Genomic DNA, 17,785 nt, shown 5'->3' with positions numbered 1-17,785 from the left:
CGAATTAACTGTACGCTTAAGTAGCGTTAATAAGTGCGTACACAGCCTATGATAGATTGAAGGGAATTCAGCCGCCTGTAATAACTAACTGACTGTTCTAGCGAGTTCCGGCATGAAACACTGGCCTATTATTTTCGCCGCGCTTGCGGCGCCGGCAGCCGTCCTCTCCGACACCGGTGCGGCTGCAGCCGCCAGGCCGACCTGCTTGCTGCAATCGGACCTTGTGATGCTGCAGCACGAGGCACGCGGCTTTCTCGAATTTCTGAAATCAGGCGCCGACCCGGCCGAGGCGCGCCACCTGCAGCACTGGCTGGACGATCACCCGGAAGTAGCGCTGAGCATGCAGTTGCGGCGCACCGGGATGGAGGGTTTCGAGCCGATAACCATGCAGCTGATCAGCCAGCAGAAAGGCCTGTTGGAAATCTACCGGCAGCACGGCCTGGCCAAGGCTGGGGCCAGCGCCGAGCGGCTGGAGGCGGCTGCGCTGCTGGAGGAGTTTGCCAGCCGCATCATTCCGCTGCCCTGCGACTTCACTCCGCTGGAAAACCTGAAGGACAGCACCGCAGCCGGCATGGGCCGCATCAAGGGGCTTTCGCAGGAAACCGCCATTGCCAGCTCGTTTCTGGTGGTGGTGCTGGGTGCAGCCGGCGCCTTTCTGGCGGAACGGATTGCCCGCAGGCAGCGGCGGCGGCGGCGGCGGCATCCCTGCTCGCTGCCCTGCACCCTGCAATGCGGCCCGTACCGGCTGCCTGCAAAGCTGGTCGATATCAGCCGGCTGGGCGCCAAGGTGCGCATCTGGGACCGCAGCGGCACCCCGCTGACCGCGATGAGAAGCGAGGTCAAAGCCATGGTGCCGGTGCTTGGGGAGGTTGCCGCGCAGGTTCCCTGGCAGACCAGCGACTATGTTGGCCTGAAATTCACCAGGCCCCTGTCCCAGGAGGACTTGCAGGCCTTGCTGCGATGGTCGCCGAGGACCGCCGTTCAGCCGGCCGCGGCCGCCAAACCTGCTTGACCGCCGGACCTGCGGCCAGGCGCCGGCTCCGCCGTCCTGCTGGTGGCGGCAGAGCCAGCCTAGCCCAGAGGCGGTCCGCAAGCGTCTGCGGGCAGAAGTCCGCAGGCGCTTTCTTTGGCTGCTGGCCTTTTACTGGAATTCAGCAACCGGTTCCGGTTCCGGGCGGGCCACTGCCAGCGCTTCCTCGACCGAGAGTGTCTTGCGGAACAGGGCGCGGCCGACCTGGGCACCGGCGATGTTGTGGATGTACTTCAGCCGCGAGATGTCATCGGCGTTGCGCACCACACCGCTGGCGATCACCGGCAGCTTCACCTTGGACGCGAGGTGCGAGATCAGCCCCATCTGCGCCTCGGTATCGGCAACGTCAGCATCGATGTCGGTGATGATGATGCCGGCAAAGGGAGCGCCCTCGAAAGCCTCCAGATAGGCTTCGGGGGTGAACGCACCTGACTTGCGCCAGCCGTCGGTCATCACCTGGCCCTGCCAGATGTCCACCGCCAGCACGATCTGGTCCGGGTGGTGTTCGGCCAGTTCGCGCACCAGATGCGGGTCGCGGGCCGCCAGGGTGCCGATGACGATGCGCCCGGCGCCCTTGTCGATCCAGTGCTCGACCTGTTCGCGCGAACGCATGCCGCCGCCCAGCTGCACCGGGATGCCGGCGCCGCGGATGATCTTCAGGACCAGCTCTTCGTTGCTGCTGTCGCCTTCAATCGCGTTGAAATCGGTGAGGTGCATCCATTCCGCCCCCGCCGCGGCAAAGCCCTTGGCGGTTTCAACCGGATCCACATGCCAGATCTGCGGTTCCTCCAGGCGGCCTTTTTCGAGGGTTACGCAACGGCCGTTCTGAATTTCCATAGTGGGGTAGATCATCATGGTGCCAGTCTCCTGTGTGTCGCCACTTGCGCTCAGATTAGCACGGATTTTTCCGCGCGATACGCCGTATCATGACCATTTATGGAACAATTGCGGCGTGTTTCCCGGGCGTTGATGATAGCGCAAACGGGAAAGCTGCCGCTGCGCCGCCGGCCGCTGGGAAATCAGGGATTCGCAGCCGCGGCAGGCGCGGGTGCCGGCAAAAGAAAACGGCGCCCTCCGCACAGGAGAGCGCCGTGAATTCCGGTCATCCGGAAGCGTGGCTTAGGACGCTTCGGAGATGAACTTGACCGCGTCGCCGAAGGTCTGGATGGTTTCGGCTGCGTCGTCCGGGATCTCGATGCCGAACTCTTCTTCAAACGCCATCACCAGTTCCACGGTGTCCAGGCTGTCTGCGCCCAGATCGTCGATGAAGGAGGCGTTTTCGGTGACCTTGTCCTCTTCAACACCCAGGTGCTCAACAACGATCTTTTTAACGCGATCTGCGACGTCGCTCATGTCTCTTCCTCGTTTTTCAGGGCACTCTGCCCGGTTCTGCCCTTGCCCGTTCGGGCGGCGTGGTTTTTGCCCGGAGCGGGCGGTGTGATCCCCGCGGGACGGGGACAGTGCGGCGTTTCCATTAGGAAATACCAGCGGATATGGGCCGCCTATAGCATAGACCGCGGCCAAGGCAAACGGTTTCGCTTGGTCGCGGCAGCAGGGGGCGGCCCGCATCGCGTGCCTATGAAGCGTGCAGATGGCGCCGCAATCAAGGGCTTGCAAGCCCAAGACCGGCTTTTTTTGCCATTTCCGCCGATATTCAAGTGCTTGGCGGCGCAGGCTGATGGGGCGGCGCGGGGCCCGGCGCGGCAGGCGCGCAAGAAAATTGCCCCGCAGCCGGGCTGCGGGGCAATTCTGCAGGACCGGATCAGGCCCGGCTCAGATCATTGCCATGCCGCCGTTCACATGCAGGGTGGTGCCGGTGACATAGCCCGCTTCCTGGCTGGCCAGGTACAGCACGGCGGAGGCGATTTCCTTTGATTCCCCCATGCGGCCCGCCGGGATCTGGGTCAGGATCGCGTCCTTCTGGTTGTCGTTCAGCTTGTCGGTCATCGCGGTGGAAATGAAGCCCGGCGCAACCGCATTGACGGTGATGCCGCGGTTGGCGACCTCATAGGCCAGCGATTTGGACATGCCGATCATGCCGGCCTTGGAGGCGGCATAGTTGCCCTGGCCCGGGTTGCCGGTGGCGCCCACCACGGAGGAGATATTGATGATGCGGCCCCAGCGCGCCTTCATCATGCCGCGCAGTACGCCGCGGCACAGCCGCATGGTGGAGGTGAGGTTCACGTTCAGAACGGACTCCCATTCCTCGTCCTTCATCCGCATGAACAGGTTGTCGCGGGTGATGCCCGCGTTGTTGACCAGGATGTCGACAGAGCCCATCGCCTCGGCCGCCTGCTTCGGCAGCGCCTCGACCGCTTCGGCGTCGGAGAGGTTGCAGGGCAGCACATGGGCGCGCTCGCCCAGTTCCGCGGCCAGCGCCTTGAGCGGCTCCTCGCGGGTGCCCGACAGCGCCACAGTAGCGCCGGCGGCGTGCAGGGCGCGGGCGATATCTCCGCCGATGCCGCCCGAGGCGCCGGTGACCAGCGCGTTCTTTCCAGTAAGATCAAACATGATTTGTTGCCCTCTTGGCTTCTTAGTCCCGCAGGACCGGTTTGGTCAGGAGACCGTAGCGGTTCACCTCCGCCTCGGTCATTTCGTGAATGTCGGTGGCCGGAGCGGCCTGGATCGTGAACCAGTAGAAATCGTCGCTGCCCAGCATCCGGGTGGTATAGGCCACATAGGGCGCATGTTCCGGGTGGCTTGGCGGGTATGCGCCGGCCGGTTTGTCGCCGGCCCAGGCGTGCACCCCCAGGATAGCGCCGTCCTCCATGGTGCGCTCCCGGCCCGCCAGGAAGATGTCCACGGCGCCGGAGTAGATTTCACTGGCGGCGGTGACATGGGTATCGAGGCCCAGGTCGCGCACCAGATGCCCCAGCCTGAGGTTGGTCTCGTCATCGGCGGAGCCCGGCATGTCCAGCAGCACCAGCCGTTCGGCTTCCGGGTGGCGGGACATGAACGCGCTGAACTGAGCCAGCGAGCGCGCGTTCAGGGTGCCGTTGACCAGGACATCCCGCCCCTGCAGCTCCAACCGGGTGGTCTGCACCAGGTTTTCGGCAATCCCGCAGCCCCACAGGGCTGCGGCAAGGGCGGGTCCGGCCGCGAGAAACGAGAACCGTCTCCGCAAGGTTTAATTCCCGGCTGCGGCCTTGGCGTCCTCCGGGGTGCCGACCTGGCGGCAGGCCAGGTTGCGGTCGATCTTGCGGATCATGCCCGACAGCGCCTTGCCCGCGCCGATCTCCCAGAATTCGCTGACGCCCTTGGCGGCCATTGCCCGCACGCTTTCGCGCCAGCGCACGGAGCCGGTCACCTGCTCGACCAGCAATGCGCGGATTTCGTCCGGGCCGGTGACGGCGTCGGCGCGCACGTTGGCAATCAGCGGCACCGCCGGAGATTTGATGTCAACACCGGCCAGCGCCTCGGCCATGGCGTCGGCGGCGGGCTGCATCAGGGCGCAGTGGAAGGGGGCGGACACCGGCAGCATCACCGCGCGCTTGGCGCCCTTTTCCTTGGCGATCTCAGCGGCGCGCTCAACCGCCGCCTTGGCGCCGGAGACCACCACCTGGGTGGGGTCGTTGTCGTTGGCGGCCTGGCAGACCTCGCCTTGCGCGGCTTCTTCCGCCACCGCGCGCACGGCGTCGAGGTCAAGACCGAGGATCGCCGCCATCGCGCCCTCGCCCACCGGCACCGCGCTTTGCATCGCGAGGCCGCGGGTGCGCAGCAGGCGGGCGGTGTCGGCAACCGTGATGGCACCGGCAGCCGCCAGCGCGGAATATTCGCCGAGGCTGTGGCCGGCCACGAAGGACGCCTTATCGATGCTGACGCCTTCGGCCTCCAGCGCGCGCATCGCGGCCATCGAGGTGGCCATCAGGGCGGGCTGGGCGTTCTGGGTCAGGGTCAGGGTTTCGATGTCGCCCTCCCAGATCAGCTGGCTCAGGCTTTCCCCGAGTGCGCTGTCCACCTCGTCAAAGATGGCCTTGGCGGCCGGATAGGCCTCGGCCAGCGCCTTGCCCATGCCGATGGTCTGGGCGCCCTGCCCGGGGAACACAAATGCGATCGTCATTGATGACCTCGTCCGTTTTAGCGTTTTGCCTGATGTACCCGCCCTTTCCCTAACGTACAAGCAAAGGCGCACGAAACCTGTGCGCGGGCGGACAGCTCTCGTGCGTTGCAACAGGGGGAGCCGTGGTTAGGTTATGGGCAACCGGATCTTGACCAGGAATAACGCCCATGTCCCGTGGCAACACGTTTTCTTCTTACGGCAGCGTCTCCAAAGGCTTTCACTGGCTGACCGCGCTGCTGATCTTCTCTGCCTTTCCGCTGGGCTATTTCGCAAACCAGCTGGCGCATGAGATCCAGAGCCCCGGCTTTGACGGCAGCCAGGCGGTGATCGCGCGGGCGACGCTGCTGTTCTCCCTGCACAAGACCATCGGGGTGGCGGTATTCCTTACCGCGCTACTGCGGATCCTGTGGGCGCTGGGCCAGCCCAAGCCGGGCCTGCTGCATCCGGACCGCAAGGCCGAGGCGCTGGCGGCGGAAATGGTGCATTGGCTGCTCTATGGCTCGCTGGTGGCGGTGCCGCTCACCGGCTGGATCCACCATGCTGCGACCACCGGCTATGCGCCGATCTGGTGGCCGTTCGGGCAGAGCCTGCCGTTTGTGCCGAAATCGGAAGCGGTGGCAGGTCTGTTCAGCGGGTTGCACTGGCTGCTGGTGTGGACGCTGGCGGCGGCGCTAGGGCTGCATATTGCCGGCGCGCTGAAGCACCATGTGATCGACCGCGATGCCACCCTGCGGCGGATGCTGCCGGGCCGCGCCCGCCTGCCCCAGCCGCCGGCCCAGGCGCACAGCCTGCTGCCGCTGCTGGCAGCACTTGCGGTCTGGGCGGGCGTGCTGGGCGGCGGTTCGGTGTTTGGCATCCTGGGCGGCAAAACACCCGCGGAGACTGGCACCGCGGCCCCGGTGGTTGCCGCAGACCCGGCTGAAGCCGCAGCAGGCAGCTGGACGGTGCAGTCCGGCACGCTGGGCATTTCCGTCACCCAGATGGGCAGCGCGGTTTCCGGCAGCTTCAAAGAGTGGACCGCGGTCATCAATTTCGAGGAACCCGCGGCGCCCGGCCCGGCAGGGGACGTGGAAGTTTCCATCGCCATCCCCTCGCTGGAGCTGGGCAGCGTGACACAGCAGGCAATGGGCGCGGATTACTTTGACAGCGCCAGCTTCCCCACGGCTCTGTTTACGGCGGAGATCGAAAAGCTGGCAGAGGGCTACCAGGCGGTGGGCACGCTGACGATCAAGGATCAGACGGTGCCGGCCACCCTGCCCTTTGAACTGGCGCTGGAGGGGGATACCGCGAAGATGACCGGCGCGCTGACCCTGAACCGACTGGACTTCGGCATCGGCAAGAGCCTGCCGGACGAAAGCTCGCTGGGATTTGCAGTGGAGGTGTCGGTGGAGCTGGAGGCCCGGCGGGCGCAGTGACCCGCCCCGGGGGGGCGCGCTCAGGCGCTCCCGCGCCCGCAGAGGCCCCGGCGGTGCCGGCGCATCCTGTCCGGCTTGGGCCCGGCGCCGCGCTGGCGCGCGGCGCGGTGCCATTGGCCGGCCGCCTTGCGGATGTGTTCAGAAGTCCTTTTCCAGGATCACCACGGCAATGTCCGGCAATCCCGCATCCCGGCCGGGAAACACGCCGCGGCCGGTTTTTTGGAAGCCCCATTTTCTGTAGAAAGGGACCGCATTCAGGGTCGCTTCGATCCGGACATGGCCGCCGCCTGCCGTCAGAGCGTCCTTGAGCGCGCGCTGCATCAGCCCGGCGCCCGCGCCAATGCCCGTGTAGCCGGCGGCGACGAACAGGCGTTTGACCTCTCCCGGGACGCCATGAGAAAATCCGACCGGTGTCTGCCCGGCCTCAGCGATCCAGATCTCACCGCTGGCGCAGTCCGCCAGGTAATCCTCGAGAACCCGGCCTGCCATCCAGCTGTCCACCACTTCTTGCGGGTAAGGTTCAGGCGCCAGGCAGCTGACCGAAGCGCCGACCAGATCAAAAACAGCCGCCGCGTCTTCGCGCCGCGAGCGCCGGTAGCGGAGGTTTCCCCCCTGTGCCCTAGCTAACTTCAAGACATGCTCCCATAGGCCGGGGCGGGTATTGCCCTCCCGGCTTCTTGCATGGTTCCCTTGAAGCTGGCAACAATCCTGAGGTGAATTCCCTGCGGCAAATTCAATTAAGGCGCAGCGATCAGTGGCTGTGCCGGTAGTAGCCGCCGTGGCGGGTGCGATGGCGGTGGATGCCCCGGTAGTGGTGCCGGTGGTGTTTGGCATGATGGCGGCCGCCGTAAGGCTTGTAATAGCTGCGCGGATAGTAGGTGCGCGGGTAATAGCCTTTGTTGTGGCTGTAGTGGCGGTGCTTGCGGTCATCCAGGCTCTTGACGATGATGCCCAGGGCAATCAGCCCGGCAAGGGCGCGGGCCGCATCGCCGCCTGTGTCATGAGCGGCAGCCGGCGCGGTAAATGCCAGGTTGGCTGCGAGGGCCAGGGCCGCAGCGGCTGAAGCGAGATAGCCTAAGCGGAACATGGGTGCCTCCTTTCCGAAGTGGCCGGAGGGGCCGCCATCAGTGTGCGCCTTCAGCCTTGGAAACGCCAGTGAACCCCGGTCACAGTTTGGGGAGGAGTGCGCAGGCGCAAAAGAAAACCGCCGGCCCATCGGGAGCCGGCGGTTGGAACTGCACCCGGGCAGCAGCAGGATCAGTTGTCGGCTTTCATCGCCTCGATCGAGATCTGGATTTGCACTTCGTCGCTGACGAAGGGCGCGAACTGGCCCAGGTTGTAGTCGGAGCGCAGCACGGTGGCGGTGGCATCGAAACCGGCCCAGGGCTTCTTGGCCATCGGGTGCTCGCCTACCTGGTTCAGCTTGGCATCCAGCACCACCGGCTTGGTCACGCCGTTGAGGGTCAGGTCGCCGGTGATCTTGGCGGTGGTGTCGCCGGTCACTTCAATCGCGGTGGATTTGAAGCTGACGGTTTCATCCTCGGTTGCGTCGAAGAAGTCCTTGGTCATGAAGTGGTCGAACCGGGCCTGCCAGCCGGTGAACATCGAATTGAGCGGCATCGAGACCGCAACGCTGGAAGCGGCCGGGTTTTCCTGGTCGAAATGGATCTCACCCTCGAAACCCGAGAACATGCCCCATGTGGTCGAATAGCCAAGGTGGTTGTAGCTGAACAGGATCTGGCTGTGGCTGGCGTCCAGGACGTATTTTTCAGGTGCTTGAACGGCAAAGGCGCTGGTGGCAGCCGCGCCGAACAGGGCGGCGGCAAGCAGGGTCTTTTTCATGGGGAAGGCTCCGTCTGAATGAATGTTATGGCAAAGGATGTGGCATCTGGCCTGCGGATTGGAAGCCCGCAAAAACCAACACTATCTGTGAGCGCGCGAACACAAAACCCGGCTGCGGGCAGCCGGGCTGTGTCTCGCGGGAATGTGATGGGCGTTATGTCAGGATCCGCACCGCGCCGCTGAGCTGGTCGCGCAGCTGGCTGCGCATCGCGGCGGAGCCGATCGGCAGCTCGATCAGCAGGCTGCCGTCGCCTTCGTACATCTGCACTGAGGAGGCGGTGAGCCGCACCCCGCCGAGGCTGCCGTAGCTGCGGCGCAGGACGGTGCGCGGGCGGCCCTGGGCGTCGCGTTTCAGCAGCCGCAGCTCGCGGCGCACCGGGTCAAAGCAGGCTTCCGGGCTGCCCGCCGGCTGATGGGCGGTCATCAGCACCAGCCCGGCCAGCAAGAAGGCAACCGACACGCCGATCCGGATCAGGTTCATTTCCGGGTCCGCGCCGGCGCCCTGCACCAGCCACAGCCCGATAGAGCCGAGGATCATCGCGGCGCCCAGCAGGCGCACCATGACAACCCGCACCCGCCAGTTGGCCTGCAGCCGCAGGCGCAGCGGCATCGCGCCGGCCAGGCCGCCCAGGGCGCCGGCTGCGGAGGTTCTGCCGGCCCGTGCGGTGAATTGATCTGTCGCTGCCATCCGTCTGCTCCTTTCCCAAGCTGCCAAAGCCGCCCTTGCGGCCCGCGGCTCCTGTCCGCGTTAAGGCTTCGTTAAGGAGTGAAGACCTGCATTGGGGCAGCAATGGGGCAGGCTTGCGGTTTTGCCGCGGCGGCCTGTTGCTACCGCCGCAAATCCCCTTTTGCCTTGCTCTTTCGGCGCCAGCCTGTATAGGAGGCCCTGCTTCCGCGACTTCTTCGATCCGCGCAGCCTCTCGTGACCGGGCAGCGGAAGTGTGACATGCCCCGTCTATGAAATGCGCCTAGACACAAACAGGAGTTCGCATGCCACTCTATGAGCATGTCATGATTGCGCGTCAGGACCTGTCCAACTCGCAAGCTGAAGGCCTCATCGAACACTTCGGTGCTGTTCTGTCCGACAACGGCGGCAAGCTGGTCGACCAGGAGTACTGGGGCGTCAAGACCATGGCCTACAAGATCAACAAGAACCGCAAGGGCCACTATGCCTTCCTGAAGACCGACGCACCGTCGGCCGCCGTTCAGGAAATGGAGCGCCTGATGCGTCTGCATGATGACGTGATGCGCGTCCTGACCATCAAGGTCGACGAGCACGCCGAGGGCCCTTCGGTCCAGATGCAGAAGCGCGACGAACGCGACGGCCGTCGCGAGCGCCGCTGATCAACGCTTGAGAAAAGGACGCTAAATCATGGCAGCCAAACCGTTTTTCCGCCGCCGCAAGGTTTGCCCGTTCTCGGGTGAAAATGCGCCGAAGATCGACTACAAAGACACCCGTCTGCTGCAGCGCTACATCTCTGAGCGCGGCAAGATCGTGCCTTCGCGCATCACCGCCGTTTCGGCAAAGAAGCAGCGTGAGCTGGCCCGTGCTATCAAGCGCGCCCGCTTCCTCGCCCTGCTGCCCTACGCCGTGAAGTAAGGAGATAAGCAGATGCAAGTTATCCTTCTTGAGCGCGTTGCAAAGCTGGGCCAGATGGGCGACGTCGTTGACGTGAAGCCCGGGTTCGCCCGCAACTTCCTGCTGCCGCAGGGCAAGGCGAAAACCGCCTCCGAGTCCAACATCGCCGCCTTCGAGGCCCAGAAAGCGCAGCTGGAAGCGCGCAACCTGGAGACCAAGAAAGAGGCCGAGGCTCTGGCAGAGAAGCTGGACGGCCAGCAGTTCATCGTGATTCGCTCCGCATCGGACGCGGGCGCGCTGTACGGCTCCGTCACCCCGCGCGACGCCGCCGAAGCCGCAACCGAAGCAGGTTTCTCGGTCGACAAGAAACAGGTCGCCCTGATCGCACCGATCAAGGAACTGGGCCTGCATTCGGTCGCCGTCAAGCTGCACCCGGAAGTGGAAGTCGAAATCAAGCTGAACGTGGCCCGCTCCGAAGAGGAAGCCGAGCTGCAGGCATCGGGCAAATCGATCCAGGAGCTGGCCGCCGAAGAGGAAGCCGCTGCTGAGTTCGAAATCTCCGAGCTGTTCGACGACATCGGCTCTGCCGCGTCTGACGACGACGAAGCACCTGTTGCCGACGCCGCTGGCGAAGAAACCAACTGATCCTGTTCGGGACAGTGAGACATGGGAAAGGCCGCCCTCCGGGGCGGCCTTTTTCGTTCTGCCGGGCAGCCTTTGAAAAGCTGAGGCAAATTGCGCGCAAATCCCCTGCCCCGGAATAACCATCTGTTTGCCGCATTCGGCCAGAATAATCCGGGAGTGGAGTGAAAAAGGGGGATGCGCCATGCAGGACGCATTGGAGAGTGAGGAGCTGGCCCTGCGCCGGCGGCTGTTGTTCCGGCTGCTGCGCGGCAGCGGGCCGGGCCGGACGGCCGCCCGCGCCGAGACCATTTCGGAGCTGGTGCCGAAGGGGCTGATTGCGCCGGGCGAAAGCCTGTTCCAGCGGCCGCAGGCGGCGGAGCAGAAGCCGGCCTGATCCAGCCCTCAGGCTGCTGCAAGGGCTGCACCGCTGCAGGCTGCAACCCGTTTATCTGAACCCGGCGGATGTCCGCGCCAGCGCCTGTTGAGTGCCTGCTGCCGGTGGTTATAGGGACCGCGAAATTTGGGAAACAGCCGCGGTCCCCTCTGCCCGACATGGTCAGCTGCCCCACAGGCGTGAGGGGCAAACTGCCCTGAGGGTTGTTCTGCCTCAATGCGCAACACCAATATGTAGTGGCCCGCCATATTTAACAAACCTCTAATCATTAAAGTTTGAACTACCCGGCGCGCGGTCTGCGGACCGCTTTGGAACCGGCGGAATCCCCCGCAGCGGATGGCGGTTCCCCGCCGCTTCCCGAAGCCGCGGCACGGGCGCCGTTGCAGCCCGCCGCGATGCGGCTAATCTGCCGGTTGTGAGAAACCGCTTTCGGAGGCCGCATGACGCGCCGCACCACTCTGATCTTGTTTATTGCCGCCGCAGTGCTGTCTGCCTGCGCCAGCACCGCCTCCCCGCCCGAGGTGTCCAGAGCCGCCCCGCCGCTCTACCCCAATGAGACGCCGGAACTGCGCCAGAAGATCAACTACTGGGCAGACCACTACGAGGTCCCGCGCAGCCTGGTGCACCGGCTGGCGGTCCGCGAGAGCACCCACAGGCCCAAGGCGGTGAACCGCCCCTACTACGGGCTTCTGCAGATCCTTCCCGCGACGGCGCGGTCGATGGGCTTCAAAGGCGAGCCTCAGGATCTGCTGGATGCCGATACCAACCTGCAATTTTCCGTGAAATACCTGCGCGGCGCCTGGCTTCTGGCCGATGGCAGCCAGGATATGGCCGTGAAGCATTACTCGCGCGGCTATTACTACGAGGCCAAGCGCCGCGGCATGCTGGTGGAAACCGGCCTGCGCCCGGCGCCTTCTGACAGCTGAAACCTGCCCGTCAGCAGCGCCCCGCAGGGGCGCTGCCCGGCCCAACGGTCCGCGGTGCTGTCCGCAGGACGGCGCCAAGGAAGGGCGGGAGAGCCTGTTTTCCCGACCCAGTCTTTCCTGCCCCTCCTTTCCTGACTGGCATCGCCTGCCTGCAAGGCCGAACGCTTCGCCCCGCAGCGAAGCGTCCTTTCCCGCAGCTTCGCCTGCCTGGGGTATCCAGTCCCAATCAACACTGGAGTCCCTTATGAAAATGCCCGAATTGAAGACCGGCAGGTTTATCCCCGAAGACGGTTTGCGGATCACCGTCCAGGTACCCGAAACCCGCGCACAGAGGATCGTTGATGCGGTTCTGGCCGTCACAGCCCTGAAATACGGCGACTATGATCGCGTGACCTTTCAAGCAGCGGCGGGCAAACAGAGCTTCCGGTCGCTGAGGAGCGGGCGGAACAGGGCGACCGGGGCTGCCGTTCAGGTGCCATGCGTGGAGCTGTCATTTTTCCTGGCCCGCGATGACGCCGGGGCCGCACGGGTTCTGGAAAACATCTACGCCGCACACCCTTACGAGGAGCCCGTGATCTATGTGGCACCCTGCATGCGGACGCTCCATATCCGGGGGCTGGATGAAGACAATCCCAACAGGTTCTGGAACAGCCCGAGCGAGGACTGGGTGCCGGAAGAACACCGTTAGATACGGCAGAACCGGCAGACCGGTGCCCGTCCCGCGCAACGAAAAAGGCCGCCCGAAGGGGCGGCCTTTCCGTAAGTCGACGCGGAAGAAGGATCAGTCCTCTTCCAGCTCCTCAACGGCTTTCTGCAGCTCGTCCTTGGAGATCTCTTTCTCGGTGACTTTGGCCTGTTCGACGATGTGGTCGACAACCTTGTCTTCGAAGATCGGCGCGCGCAGCTGCTGCTGCATCTGGGCGTTCTGCTGGATGAACTCGAAGAACTGGCGTTCCTGGCCCGGGTACTGGCGGGCTTGCTGCATGATCGCCTGGGTCATTTCAGCGTCGGTCACTTCGACCTCGGCTTTCTGGCCCAGCTCGGCCAGCAGCAGGCCCAGGCGGACGCGGCGCTCGGCCAGCTTGGTGTGCTCTTCGGTGGCTTCGATCTCACCGTGGTCGTGGCCGTGCACTTCCGGGTTTTCCTCGTGCCACAGCTGGTGCGCGATCTGCTTGGCTTCGGCGTCGACCAGCGACGGCGGCAGGTCGAAGGAGACCAGCGCGTCCAGCTTGTCCAGCAGCGCGCGCTTCATCACCGCGCGGGCGGCACCGGCGTATTCGGCTTCCAGGCGCTCGGAGATCTGGCCCTTCAGCGCGTCCAGGTCGTCGGCGCCGAATTTCTTGGCCAGCTCGTCGTCGATCTCAGCCGCTTTCGGGGCTTTGACTTCCTTGACGGTGCAGGAGAACACGGCCTCTTTGCCGGCCAGGTGCTCTGCGCCGTATTCCTCGGGGAAGGACACGGTCACGTCTTTTTCTTCACCGGCCTTGGTGCCGACCAGCTGCTCTTCGAAGCCGGGGATGAAGGAATTGGAGCCCAGCACCAGCGGGTAGTCGTCGCCTGCGCCGCCGTCAAAGGCTTCGCCGTCGATCTTGCCGACGAAGTCGATCACGACCTGGTCGCCGTCTTCGGCTGCTGCGCCCTCTTCGCGGGCTTCGAATTCCTTGGCGGTTTCGGCCAGGTTGTTCAGCGCCTCGGTGACGGCCTCTTCTTCAGCCTTCACAACCAGCTTTTCCAGCTCGACGCCGGAGAAGTCGACTTCGGGGATTTCCGGCAGTGCCTCGTAGGACATCTCGACGTTGACGTCGTCGCCTTCTTTCCAGTCTTCGTTGGTCATCTTGACTTCGGGCTGCAGCGCCGGACGGTCGCCGCTGTCCTCGAAATGCTTGTTCATGGCGCCGTCGATGGATTCCTGCATCGCTTCGCCCATCAGGCGCTGGCCGAACTGCTTTTTCAGCAGCGCCATCGGCACCTTGCCCTTGCGGAAACCCTTCATTTCGATTTCCGGCTGGGCTTCGACCAGCTTTTCGTTGACCTTCTCGTCCAGCTCGGCGGCGGTGACGGTGATGGCGTAGCCGCGTTTCAGACCTTCGTTCAGCGTCTCGGTGACCTGCATCCTATTCCCCATAGAGATTCGGGGCCCCTGCGGAGGTGCCCCCAGACAATTTGCGGTCTTCTATTTCCCCCGGCGCCCCGGCGCAAGGGGCATTGCCGGATTGCCGGGCAATCCCGCGGATTTCCGGCCCCCGAAACGAAAAAACACGCCCGCGAAGGGGCGTGTTTCCGGTTCTGCGTCCGAGGGAAAGACGCGTCAGAACTTCCAGCGGGCGCCGGCCAGGATCACATCGGCGTCCTGGTAGGTGGTGGCGCTGGTGTCGTCGTAGGAATAGTCGCGGTAGGCCAGGTAGGTCTCGACGTTCAGCGCGTCGATCTTCTGGACCGCGGCCACGCCCCAGGATTCGGCGCTGTCGCCATCGGTGACCATGTCGGAGCCGTCGTAGTAGTCGACCGAGAAGGAGGTCGAGCCGGCAGAGATCAGGTCCGCGGTGTAGCCCAGCTTGGCATAGGCGTAGGAGCCTGCGATATCGCGCTCGCCCGCAGCCAGGTTCAGCGACAGGCCGGTGGCCTTGTGCAGCACCGCAAAGGAGCCGGAGATGTCGCGGTAGTCTTCCTCGCCGGTCTGTTCGGTCCAGGAGGCGCCGATGCCGGTGTCGATGGCGAAGCCCGCCGCGTCGTCATTGGCCCACCGCACCGCGACGTCATAGCTCTCGCGGTCGTTGGCGTCCTTCAGCACGTCGGTGCCCCAGGAGGTCGACAGGGTGAAACCCGCGAGGTCCGGCGAATCATAGCGGACGCGGCCCAGGCGGCCGCCGTCCAGATCGGCGAAGGCATCGCCGATGTCGACGCTGCTGAGCGCGCCTGCGCCGGTGCGGAAGGCATAGCCGCCCGCCGAGTCGGCGACCGAGTTGGAGGCGCCGAGGCCGGTGCCGGAGAAATCAGCGCCGGTGATGCCGTCGGTCGCCATCGAGCCCTGACCGGCCGAGAAGCGGCCATAGCGCGCGGTGTCGAACTGGAAGTCGACATGGCGGATGTTGGTGCGGTCCCAGCTCAGGTTGTCGCCGGTCGTCAGCTGGCTGACACCGTCAGAGCCGCGGAAGCCGAACGCGGTTTCAAAACGGAACCGCAGGGTGTTCTCGCCGTAAGCCTGCTCCAGCTCGAAGCCGACGCGCGAGTTCGACGCCTCGTTGTCGACCAGCCGGTTGAAGTCCTCTTCGCCGTCGTCAAAGGACTGGTAAGCGGGGTTGAACTGGCCGTACCAGCGGAAGCTGCCGCCGGTGTCATTGGTGTAGGTGGGGCCTGCAAATGCCGGGGCCGCAAGTGCGGCTGCGAGGGAGGCTGCGCCGGCGCGGGCTGCAATCTTGGTTTTCATTTTCTGTCTCCTGTTCCGTCGCTTACGGCCGCTGTCCGGCACAGGCCGGCGCAGGAGCCGAGGGAGCCTCCGTGCGCGCGGCATGAAGTCCGGGTCAGAGGACCGCTGCGACAATTGTGAAAATCTGCTCGTGGCAAAAAATCACCTGCACCCTAGCGCTGGCACGGACCGGGAGATGTGAAGACGATTACGTTTGCGCCCCGCCTGACGCAAAGCAGCTATGCTGCGTGCGCAACCCTGGGCCGGACTTCAGCCGGAGCGGCCGCAGTTGGAGACCTGCGCAGCCCGCTAATGCGAAACGCCCCGGGTTCCCGGAGCGTTTTTTCCGTTTCGAAGCTTGCTCTGCAGGTCAGAACCGCCAGCGCGCGCCCAGCACCCAGGTTGTCAGATCCTGATAGGTCGCAGCGGCATCCTCATATTCATACTCCTGATAGGTCAGGTAGATATCGGTATTTATGCTGTCGACCTTCTGGGCCACGCCGACGCCCCAGCCCTTGGCGCTGGAGCCGGTGACATTGAAGTCCTCGCCGTCGTAGTAATGCACCCCGAGCCCGGTCTTGCCCCAGGGCAGCCAGTTGTCGGTCTCATAGCCGATCTTGGCGTAGTAATAGCTGGGATCGCTGGCCCCCGCCGCATCGTTGTCCCGGCTGCCGCCTGCAACAGTGAAGCTGATGCCGCTGTCCAGCAGCACCGAGGCAGAGCCGATCACGTCGGAGCGTTCATCGCCGGCATCGTCGCGCACCTGGTAGGCCAGCGAGGCGGCGAAATTGGTGGAACCGAACTCCTGCCCGTAGCGCAAGCCAATGTCATAGTAGTCGGCGTCGTCTCCGGACGACAGGATGTTCTGGCCCCAGGCGATGCCGGCAGAGAAGCCGTTCAGGTCCGGGGTGTCATAACGGATGCGGCCGCGGCGGGAGCCGTCGAGGTTATCAAAGGCAGAGGCAACCGCAGGCCCGCTCAGCGCGCCCGCCGTGTCCCGGAACAGGAAGCCCGCGTTGGCGTCCGCGGGATAGGAATAGAGCGCCGTGCCGACATAGGAGAGGTCGGTTTCAGCGGCGCCGTCCGCCACCATGCTGCCCTGCCCGGCGGAGAACTTGCCCCAGCCTCCTTCCAGCCAGAAGTCCACGTGGCGCAGGTCGGCGCGGGTCCAGCCGCTGTAGTCTGAGCCGAACTGGTTGACCTCAGTCGAGTTCGGGAAGCCCAATCCGGTTTCGAACCGGAAGCCGAAAGTATTGGCCCCGATTGGCTGAATCAGCCGCAAGCCGACGCGGGAGCGGGACAGGTCATTGTCGAGCAGGTTGGTTTCGGTCTGCTCGCCATCGTCGACCGAGATGATGGCGGGGTTGAACTGGCCATAGATTTCAACATAGCCGCCGGAATTGTTTTCGTATTTCAGCTCAGCCAGGGCCGGCTGCCCCAGGACGCACAAAGCGGCGCCCGCCGCGGTGGATGTTTTCAGAAGACGTTTCACGGCCATCCCCCTCATTAACAATATACTGATGAACATTTGTGTCGGCCGCTGTTCGCAATCGGCCGGGGCGAAGTATAGCACAGGCGCGGCCAAAGCGGAAAACCTATCCGGCCTCAGGGTTAAACCGGCCAGCAGCCGCCGCGACCGGGAGCTGAAACCGCCTGTGCAAATACGCTGGAAAATGGTGCGGGTGAAGGGACTTGAACCCCCACGCCTTGCGGCGCCAGAACCTAAATCTGGTGCGTCTACCAATTCCGCCACACCCGCACGGCACGAAAGGCGTGCCCCTCGTGTGACGCGCTCAATAGCAAAGCTTGGCGGGGGATGCGAGCGGAAATCGCGCCCCGCAGGCCATTGTGCAAAACGGCAACAATCCGTCCGGAATATCGCAACAATGAGCGGTTTTTCGCGCAAAAAGGCTGGGCCTGGAATCCGGTTGTGCCGTAGTTTGGCAAAAAAAGTCTGAGGCAGACAAAGCGAGCAACAACATGAAACCGTTTGGAAATGCGGCCCTGCGCGCGCAAATGGCGATGCGCGGCCAGGCACAGCCCCGGCGGCTGTTTCAAGGCAGCCAGAACATCAGCCTCTTGCGCGGCACCATCGTGCTGACCCGCGAGGGCGAGCGCGCCGCCGAGGACATCACGGCAGGCGACAGCCTGATCACCCGCACGCAAGGCATGGCCCAGGTAGAGGCGGTGCGGACCCGCCGCGCGATGCTGCAGGCGGTGTGCTTTGCCGCCGGCTCGCTGGGCGACACCCGCGGCGAGGGCGATCTGACCGTGCCCTGGGACCAGCGCATCCTGGTGCGCGACTGGCGCGCCAAGGCAATGTTCGGCCAGCCGCAGGCGGTGGTGCCGGCCTATGAGCTGGTGGACGGCGAATTCATCCGCGACCTCGGTCTGCAGATGATGGATCTGACGGTGCTGGAATTCTCCCGCCCGCATGTGATCTATGCAGGCGGATTGGAACTGGCGGCCGCCGCCGCGCCGCAGGAGGACCTGCGCCCGGCAGCCTGAG

At 64.6% G+C, this 17,785-nt stretch carries 21 protein-coding genes and 1 tRNA gene; 9 read left to right on the top strand and 13 right to left on the bottom strand.

Annotated features, from left to right (window positions below):
• Nucleotides 1-112 precede the first annotated feature (112 nt).
• Entirely contained in the window at nucleotides 113-1,012 is a 900-nt protein-coding gene (locus LHL23_RS07990) for a PilZ domain-containing protein (RefSeq protein ID WP_226429439.1), read from the top strand.
• A 129-nt stretch (nucleotides 1,013-1,141) separates the two neighbouring features.
• Here the strand turns inward: LHL23_RS07990 and LHL23_RS07985 are convergent, their stop codons facing one another.
• From LHL23_RS07985 to fabD, 5 genes are all read right to left on the bottom strand, one after another.
• On the bottom strand, nucleotides 1,142-1,885 hold the full coding sequence (locus LHL23_RS07985) for a 1-(5-phosphoribosyl)-5-[(5-phosphoribosylamino)methylideneamino]imidazole-4-carboxamide isomerase (RefSeq protein WP_222475958.1): 744 nt from the start codon (nucleotides 1,883-1,885) through the stop codon (nucleotides 1,142-1,144).
• A 264-nt stretch (nucleotides 1,886-2,149) separates the two neighbouring features.
• The gene (locus LHL23_RS07980) at nucleotides 2,150-2,383 is read right to left on the bottom strand and encodes an acyl carrier protein (protein ID WP_005982462.1); all 234 of its coding nucleotides are present in this window, start codon (nucleotides 2,381-2,383) and stop codon (nucleotides 2,150-2,152) included.
• Between the two features lie 420 nt (nucleotides 2,384-2,803).
• Entirely contained in the window at nucleotides 2,804-3,541 is a 738-nt protein-coding gene (gene fabG / locus LHL23_RS07975; protein WP_222475960.1) for a 3-oxoacyl-ACP reductase FabG, read from the bottom strand.
• 22 nt (nucleotides 3,542-3,563) lie between these two features.
• Entirely contained in the window at nucleotides 3,564-4,154 is a 591-nt protein-coding gene (locus LHL23_RS07970; protein ID WP_226429438.1) for an alpha/beta hydrolase, read from the bottom strand.
• Between the two features lie 3 nt (nucleotides 4,155-4,157).
• The gene (gene fabD, locus LHL23_RS07965; RefSeq protein ID WP_226429437.1) at nucleotides 4,158-5,090 is read right to left on the bottom strand and encodes an ACP S-malonyltransferase; all 933 of its coding nucleotides are present in this window, start codon (nucleotides 5,088-5,090) and stop codon (nucleotides 4,158-4,160) included.
• Nucleotides 5,091-5,257: 167 nt separating this feature from the next.
• On the opposite strand from fabD, the gene LHL23_RS07960 reads away from it, so the two are divergent.
• Complete coding sequence (locus LHL23_RS07960; protein WP_226429436.1) at nucleotides 5,258-6,505, top strand: cytochrome b/b6 domain-containing protein; 1,248 nt, start codon at nucleotides 5,258-5,260, stop codon at nucleotides 6,503-6,505.
• 138 nt (nucleotides 6,506-6,643) lie between these two features.
• Here the strand turns inward: LHL23_RS07960 and LHL23_RS07955 are convergent, their stop codons facing one another.
• The 4 genes from LHL23_RS07955 to LHL23_RS07940 all read right to left on the bottom strand — a co-directional run bounded on the left by LHL23_RS07955 (nucleotide 6,644) and on the right by LHL23_RS07940 (nucleotide 9,035).
• Complete coding sequence (locus LHL23_RS07955; RefSeq protein ID WP_226429435.1) at nucleotides 6,644-7,138, bottom strand: GNAT family N-acetyltransferase; 495 nt, start codon at nucleotides 7,136-7,138, stop codon at nucleotides 6,644-6,646.
• Between the two features lie 118 nt (nucleotides 7,139-7,256).
• Entirely contained in the window at nucleotides 7,257-7,592 is a 336-nt protein-coding gene (locus LHL23_RS07950; RefSeq protein WP_226429434.1) for a hypothetical protein, read from the bottom strand.
• A gap of 170 nt (nucleotides 7,593-7,762) precedes the next feature.
• On the bottom strand, nucleotides 7,763-8,347 hold the full coding sequence (locus LHL23_RS07945; RefSeq protein WP_226429433.1) for a YceI family protein: 585 nt from the start codon (nucleotides 8,345-8,347) through the stop codon (nucleotides 7,763-7,765).
• A gap of 154 nt (nucleotides 8,348-8,501) precedes the next feature.
• On the bottom strand, nucleotides 8,502-9,035 hold the full coding sequence (locus LHL23_RS07940) for a hypothetical protein (RefSeq protein ID WP_226429432.1): 534 nt from the start codon (nucleotides 9,033-9,035) through the stop codon (nucleotides 8,502-8,504).
• Between the two features lie 302 nt (nucleotides 9,036-9,337).
• On the opposite strand from LHL23_RS07940, the gene rpsF reads away from it, so the two are divergent.
• The 6 genes from rpsF to LHL23_RS07910 all read left to right on the top strand — a co-directional run bounded on the left by rpsF (nucleotide 9,338) and on the right by LHL23_RS07910 (nucleotide 12,558).
• Nucleotides 9,338-9,691 (top strand): 30S ribosomal protein S6, encoded by a 354-nt coding sequence (rpsF, locus tag LHL23_RS07935; RefSeq protein WP_222475974.1) that lies wholly within the window; start codon nucleotides 9,338-9,340, stop codon nucleotides 9,689-9,691.
• A gap of 28 nt (nucleotides 9,692-9,719) precedes the next feature.
• The gene (gene rpsR, locus LHL23_RS07930; RefSeq protein WP_005608650.1) at nucleotides 9,720-9,947 is read left to right on the top strand and encodes a 30S ribosomal protein S18; all 228 of its coding nucleotides are present in this window, start codon (nucleotides 9,720-9,722) and stop codon (nucleotides 9,945-9,947) included.
• A 12-nt stretch (nucleotides 9,948-9,959) separates the two neighbouring features.
• Nucleotides 9,960-10,571, top strand: coding sequence for a 50S ribosomal protein L9 (gene rplI, locus LHL23_RS07925; RefSeq protein WP_222475977.1), 612 nt, complete (start codon nucleotides 9,960-9,962; stop codon nucleotides 10,569-10,571).
• A 181-nt stretch (nucleotides 10,572-10,752) separates the two neighbouring features.
• Nucleotides 10,753-10,944, top strand: a complete 192-nt coding sequence (locus LHL23_RS07920; protein WP_222475979.1) for a hypothetical protein — start codon at nucleotides 10,753-10,755, stop codon at nucleotides 10,942-10,944.
• Between the two features lie 440 nt (nucleotides 10,945-11,384).
• Nucleotides 11,385-11,870 (top strand): lytic transglycosylase domain-containing protein, encoded by a 486-nt coding sequence (locus LHL23_RS07915; RefSeq protein ID WP_222475981.1) that lies wholly within the window; start codon nucleotides 11,385-11,387, stop codon nucleotides 11,868-11,870.
• 244 nt (nucleotides 11,871-12,114) lie between these two features.
• A complete protein-coding gene (locus LHL23_RS07910) occupies nucleotides 12,115-12,558 on the top strand; it encodes a hypothetical protein (protein ID WP_226429431.1) in 444 nt (147 codons plus the stop codon).
• Nucleotides 12,559-12,651: 93 nt separating this feature from the next.
• Here LHL23_RS07910 and tig read toward each other — a convergent pair whose 3' ends face one another.
• From tig to LHL23_RS07890, 4 genes are all read right to left on the bottom strand, one after another.
• The gene (gene tig / locus LHL23_RS07905; protein ID WP_226429430.1) at nucleotides 12,652-13,983 is read right to left on the bottom strand and encodes a trigger factor; all 1,332 of its coding nucleotides are present in this window, start codon (nucleotides 13,981-13,983) and stop codon (nucleotides 12,652-12,654) included.
• Nucleotides 13,984-14,178: 195 nt separating this feature from the next.
• The gene (locus tag LHL23_RS07900) at nucleotides 14,179-15,297 is read right to left on the bottom strand and encodes a porin (protein WP_226429429.1); all 1,119 of its coding nucleotides are present in this window, start codon (nucleotides 15,295-15,297) and stop codon (nucleotides 14,179-14,181) included.
• 349 nt (nucleotides 15,298-15,646) lie between these two features.
• On the bottom strand, nucleotides 15,647-16,774 hold the full coding sequence (locus LHL23_RS07895) for a porin (protein WP_222475986.1): 1,128 nt from the start codon (nucleotides 16,772-16,774) through the stop codon (nucleotides 15,647-15,649).
• A 176-nt stretch (nucleotides 16,775-16,950) separates the two neighbouring features.
• Nucleotides 16,951-17,035 (bottom strand) — tRNA-Leu (locus LHL23_RS07890).
• A 221-nt stretch (nucleotides 17,036-17,256) separates the two neighbouring features.
• Between LHL23_RS07890 and LHL23_RS07885 the strand changes: the two genes are divergently transcribed.
• The gene (locus tag LHL23_RS07885; RefSeq protein WP_226429428.1) at nucleotides 17,257-17,784 is read left to right on the top strand and encodes a Hint domain-containing protein; all 528 of its coding nucleotides are present in this window, start codon (nucleotides 17,257-17,259) and stop codon (nucleotides 17,782-17,784) included.
• The last annotated feature ends 1 nt before the right edge of the window (nucleotide 17,785 follow it).

Origin of the sequence: Leisingera sp. McT4-56 (assembly GCF_020514995.1) — a bacterium.
In the GTDB taxonomy this organism is placed as follows: Bacteria; Pseudomonadota; Alphaproteobacteria; order Rhodobacterales; family Rhodobacteraceae; genus Leisingera; species Leisingera aquaemixtae_A.
The sequence above is the reverse complement of the archived record's forward strand: the minus strand, read 5'-3'. Positions and strand labels throughout refer to the sequence as shown.

Excerpts from the sequence above, each read along its gene's own strand:
- LHL23_RS07990 (WP_226429439.1), top strand. The coding sequence starts at position 113 with ATGAAACACTGGCCTATTATTTTCGCCGCGCTTGCGGCGCCGGCAGCC.
- LHL23_RS07960 (WP_226429436.1), top strand. The coding sequence starts at position 5,258 with ATGTCCCGTGGCAACACGTTTTCTTCTTACGGCAGCGTCTCCAAAGGC.
- LHL23_RS07885 (WP_226429428.1), top strand. The coding sequence starts at position 17,257 with ATGAAACCGTTTGGAAATGCGGCCCTGCGCGCGCAAATGGCGATGCGC.
- rplI (WP_222475977.1), top strand. The coding sequence starts at position 9,960 with ATGCAAGTTATCCTTCTTGAGCGCGTTGCAAAGCTGGGCCAGATGGGC.
- fabG (WP_222475960.1), bottom strand. The coding sequence starts at position 3,541 with ATGTTTGATCTTACTGGAAAGAACGCGCTGGTCACCGGCGCCTCGGGC.
- LHL23_RS07895 (WP_222475986.1), bottom strand. The coding sequence starts at position 16,774 with ATGGCCGTGAAACGTCTTCTGAAAACATCCACCGCGGCGGGCGCCGCT.
- LHL23_RS07940 (WP_226429432.1), bottom strand. The coding sequence starts at position 9,035 with ATGGCAGCGACAGATCAATTCACCGCACGGGCCGGCAGAACCTCCGCA.
- LHL23_RS07985 (WP_222475958.1), bottom strand. The coding sequence starts at position 1,885 with ATGATGATCTACCCCACTATGGAAATTCAGAACGGCCGTTGCGTAACC.
- LHL23_RS07910 (WP_226429431.1), top strand. The coding sequence starts at position 12,115 with ATGAAAATGCCCGAATTGAAGACCGGCAGGTTTATCCCCGAAGACGGT.
- LHL23_RS07945 (WP_226429433.1), bottom strand. The coding sequence starts at position 8,347 with ATGAAAAAGACCCTGCTTGCCGCCGCCCTGTTCGGCGCGGCTGCCACC.
- LHL23_RS07950 (WP_226429434.1), bottom strand. The coding sequence starts at position 7,592 with ATGTTCCGCTTAGGCTATCTCGCTTCAGCCGCTGCGGCCCTGGCCCTC.
- LHL23_RS07920 (WP_222475979.1), top strand. The coding sequence starts at position 10,753 with ATGCAGGACGCATTGGAGAGTGAGGAGCTGGCCCTGCGCCGGCGGCTG.
- tig (WP_226429430.1), bottom strand. The coding sequence starts at position 13,983 with ATGCAGGTCACCGAGACGCTGAACGAAGGTCTGAAACGCGGCTACGCC.
- fabD (WP_226429437.1), bottom strand. The coding sequence starts at position 5,090 with ATGACGATCGCATTTGTGTTCCCCGGGCAGGGCGCCCAGACCATCGGC.
- LHL23_RS07980 (WP_005982462.1), bottom strand. The coding sequence starts at position 2,383 with ATGAGCGACGTCGCAGATCGCGTTAAAAAGATCGTTGTTGAGCACCTG.
- rpsR (WP_005608650.1), top strand. The coding sequence starts at position 9,720 with ATGGCAGCCAAACCGTTTTTCCGCCGCCGCAAGGTTTGCCCGTTCTCG.
- rpsF (WP_222475974.1), top strand. The coding sequence starts at position 9,338 with ATGCCACTCTATGAGCATGTCATGATTGCGCGTCAGGACCTGTCCAAC.
- LHL23_RS07915 (WP_222475981.1), top strand. The coding sequence starts at position 11,385 with ATGACGCGCCGCACCACTCTGATCTTGTTTATTGCCGCCGCAGTGCTG.
- LHL23_RS07900 (WP_226429429.1), bottom strand. The coding sequence starts at position 15,297 with ATGAAAACCAAGATTGCAGCCCGCGCCGGCGCAGCCTCCCTCGCAGCC.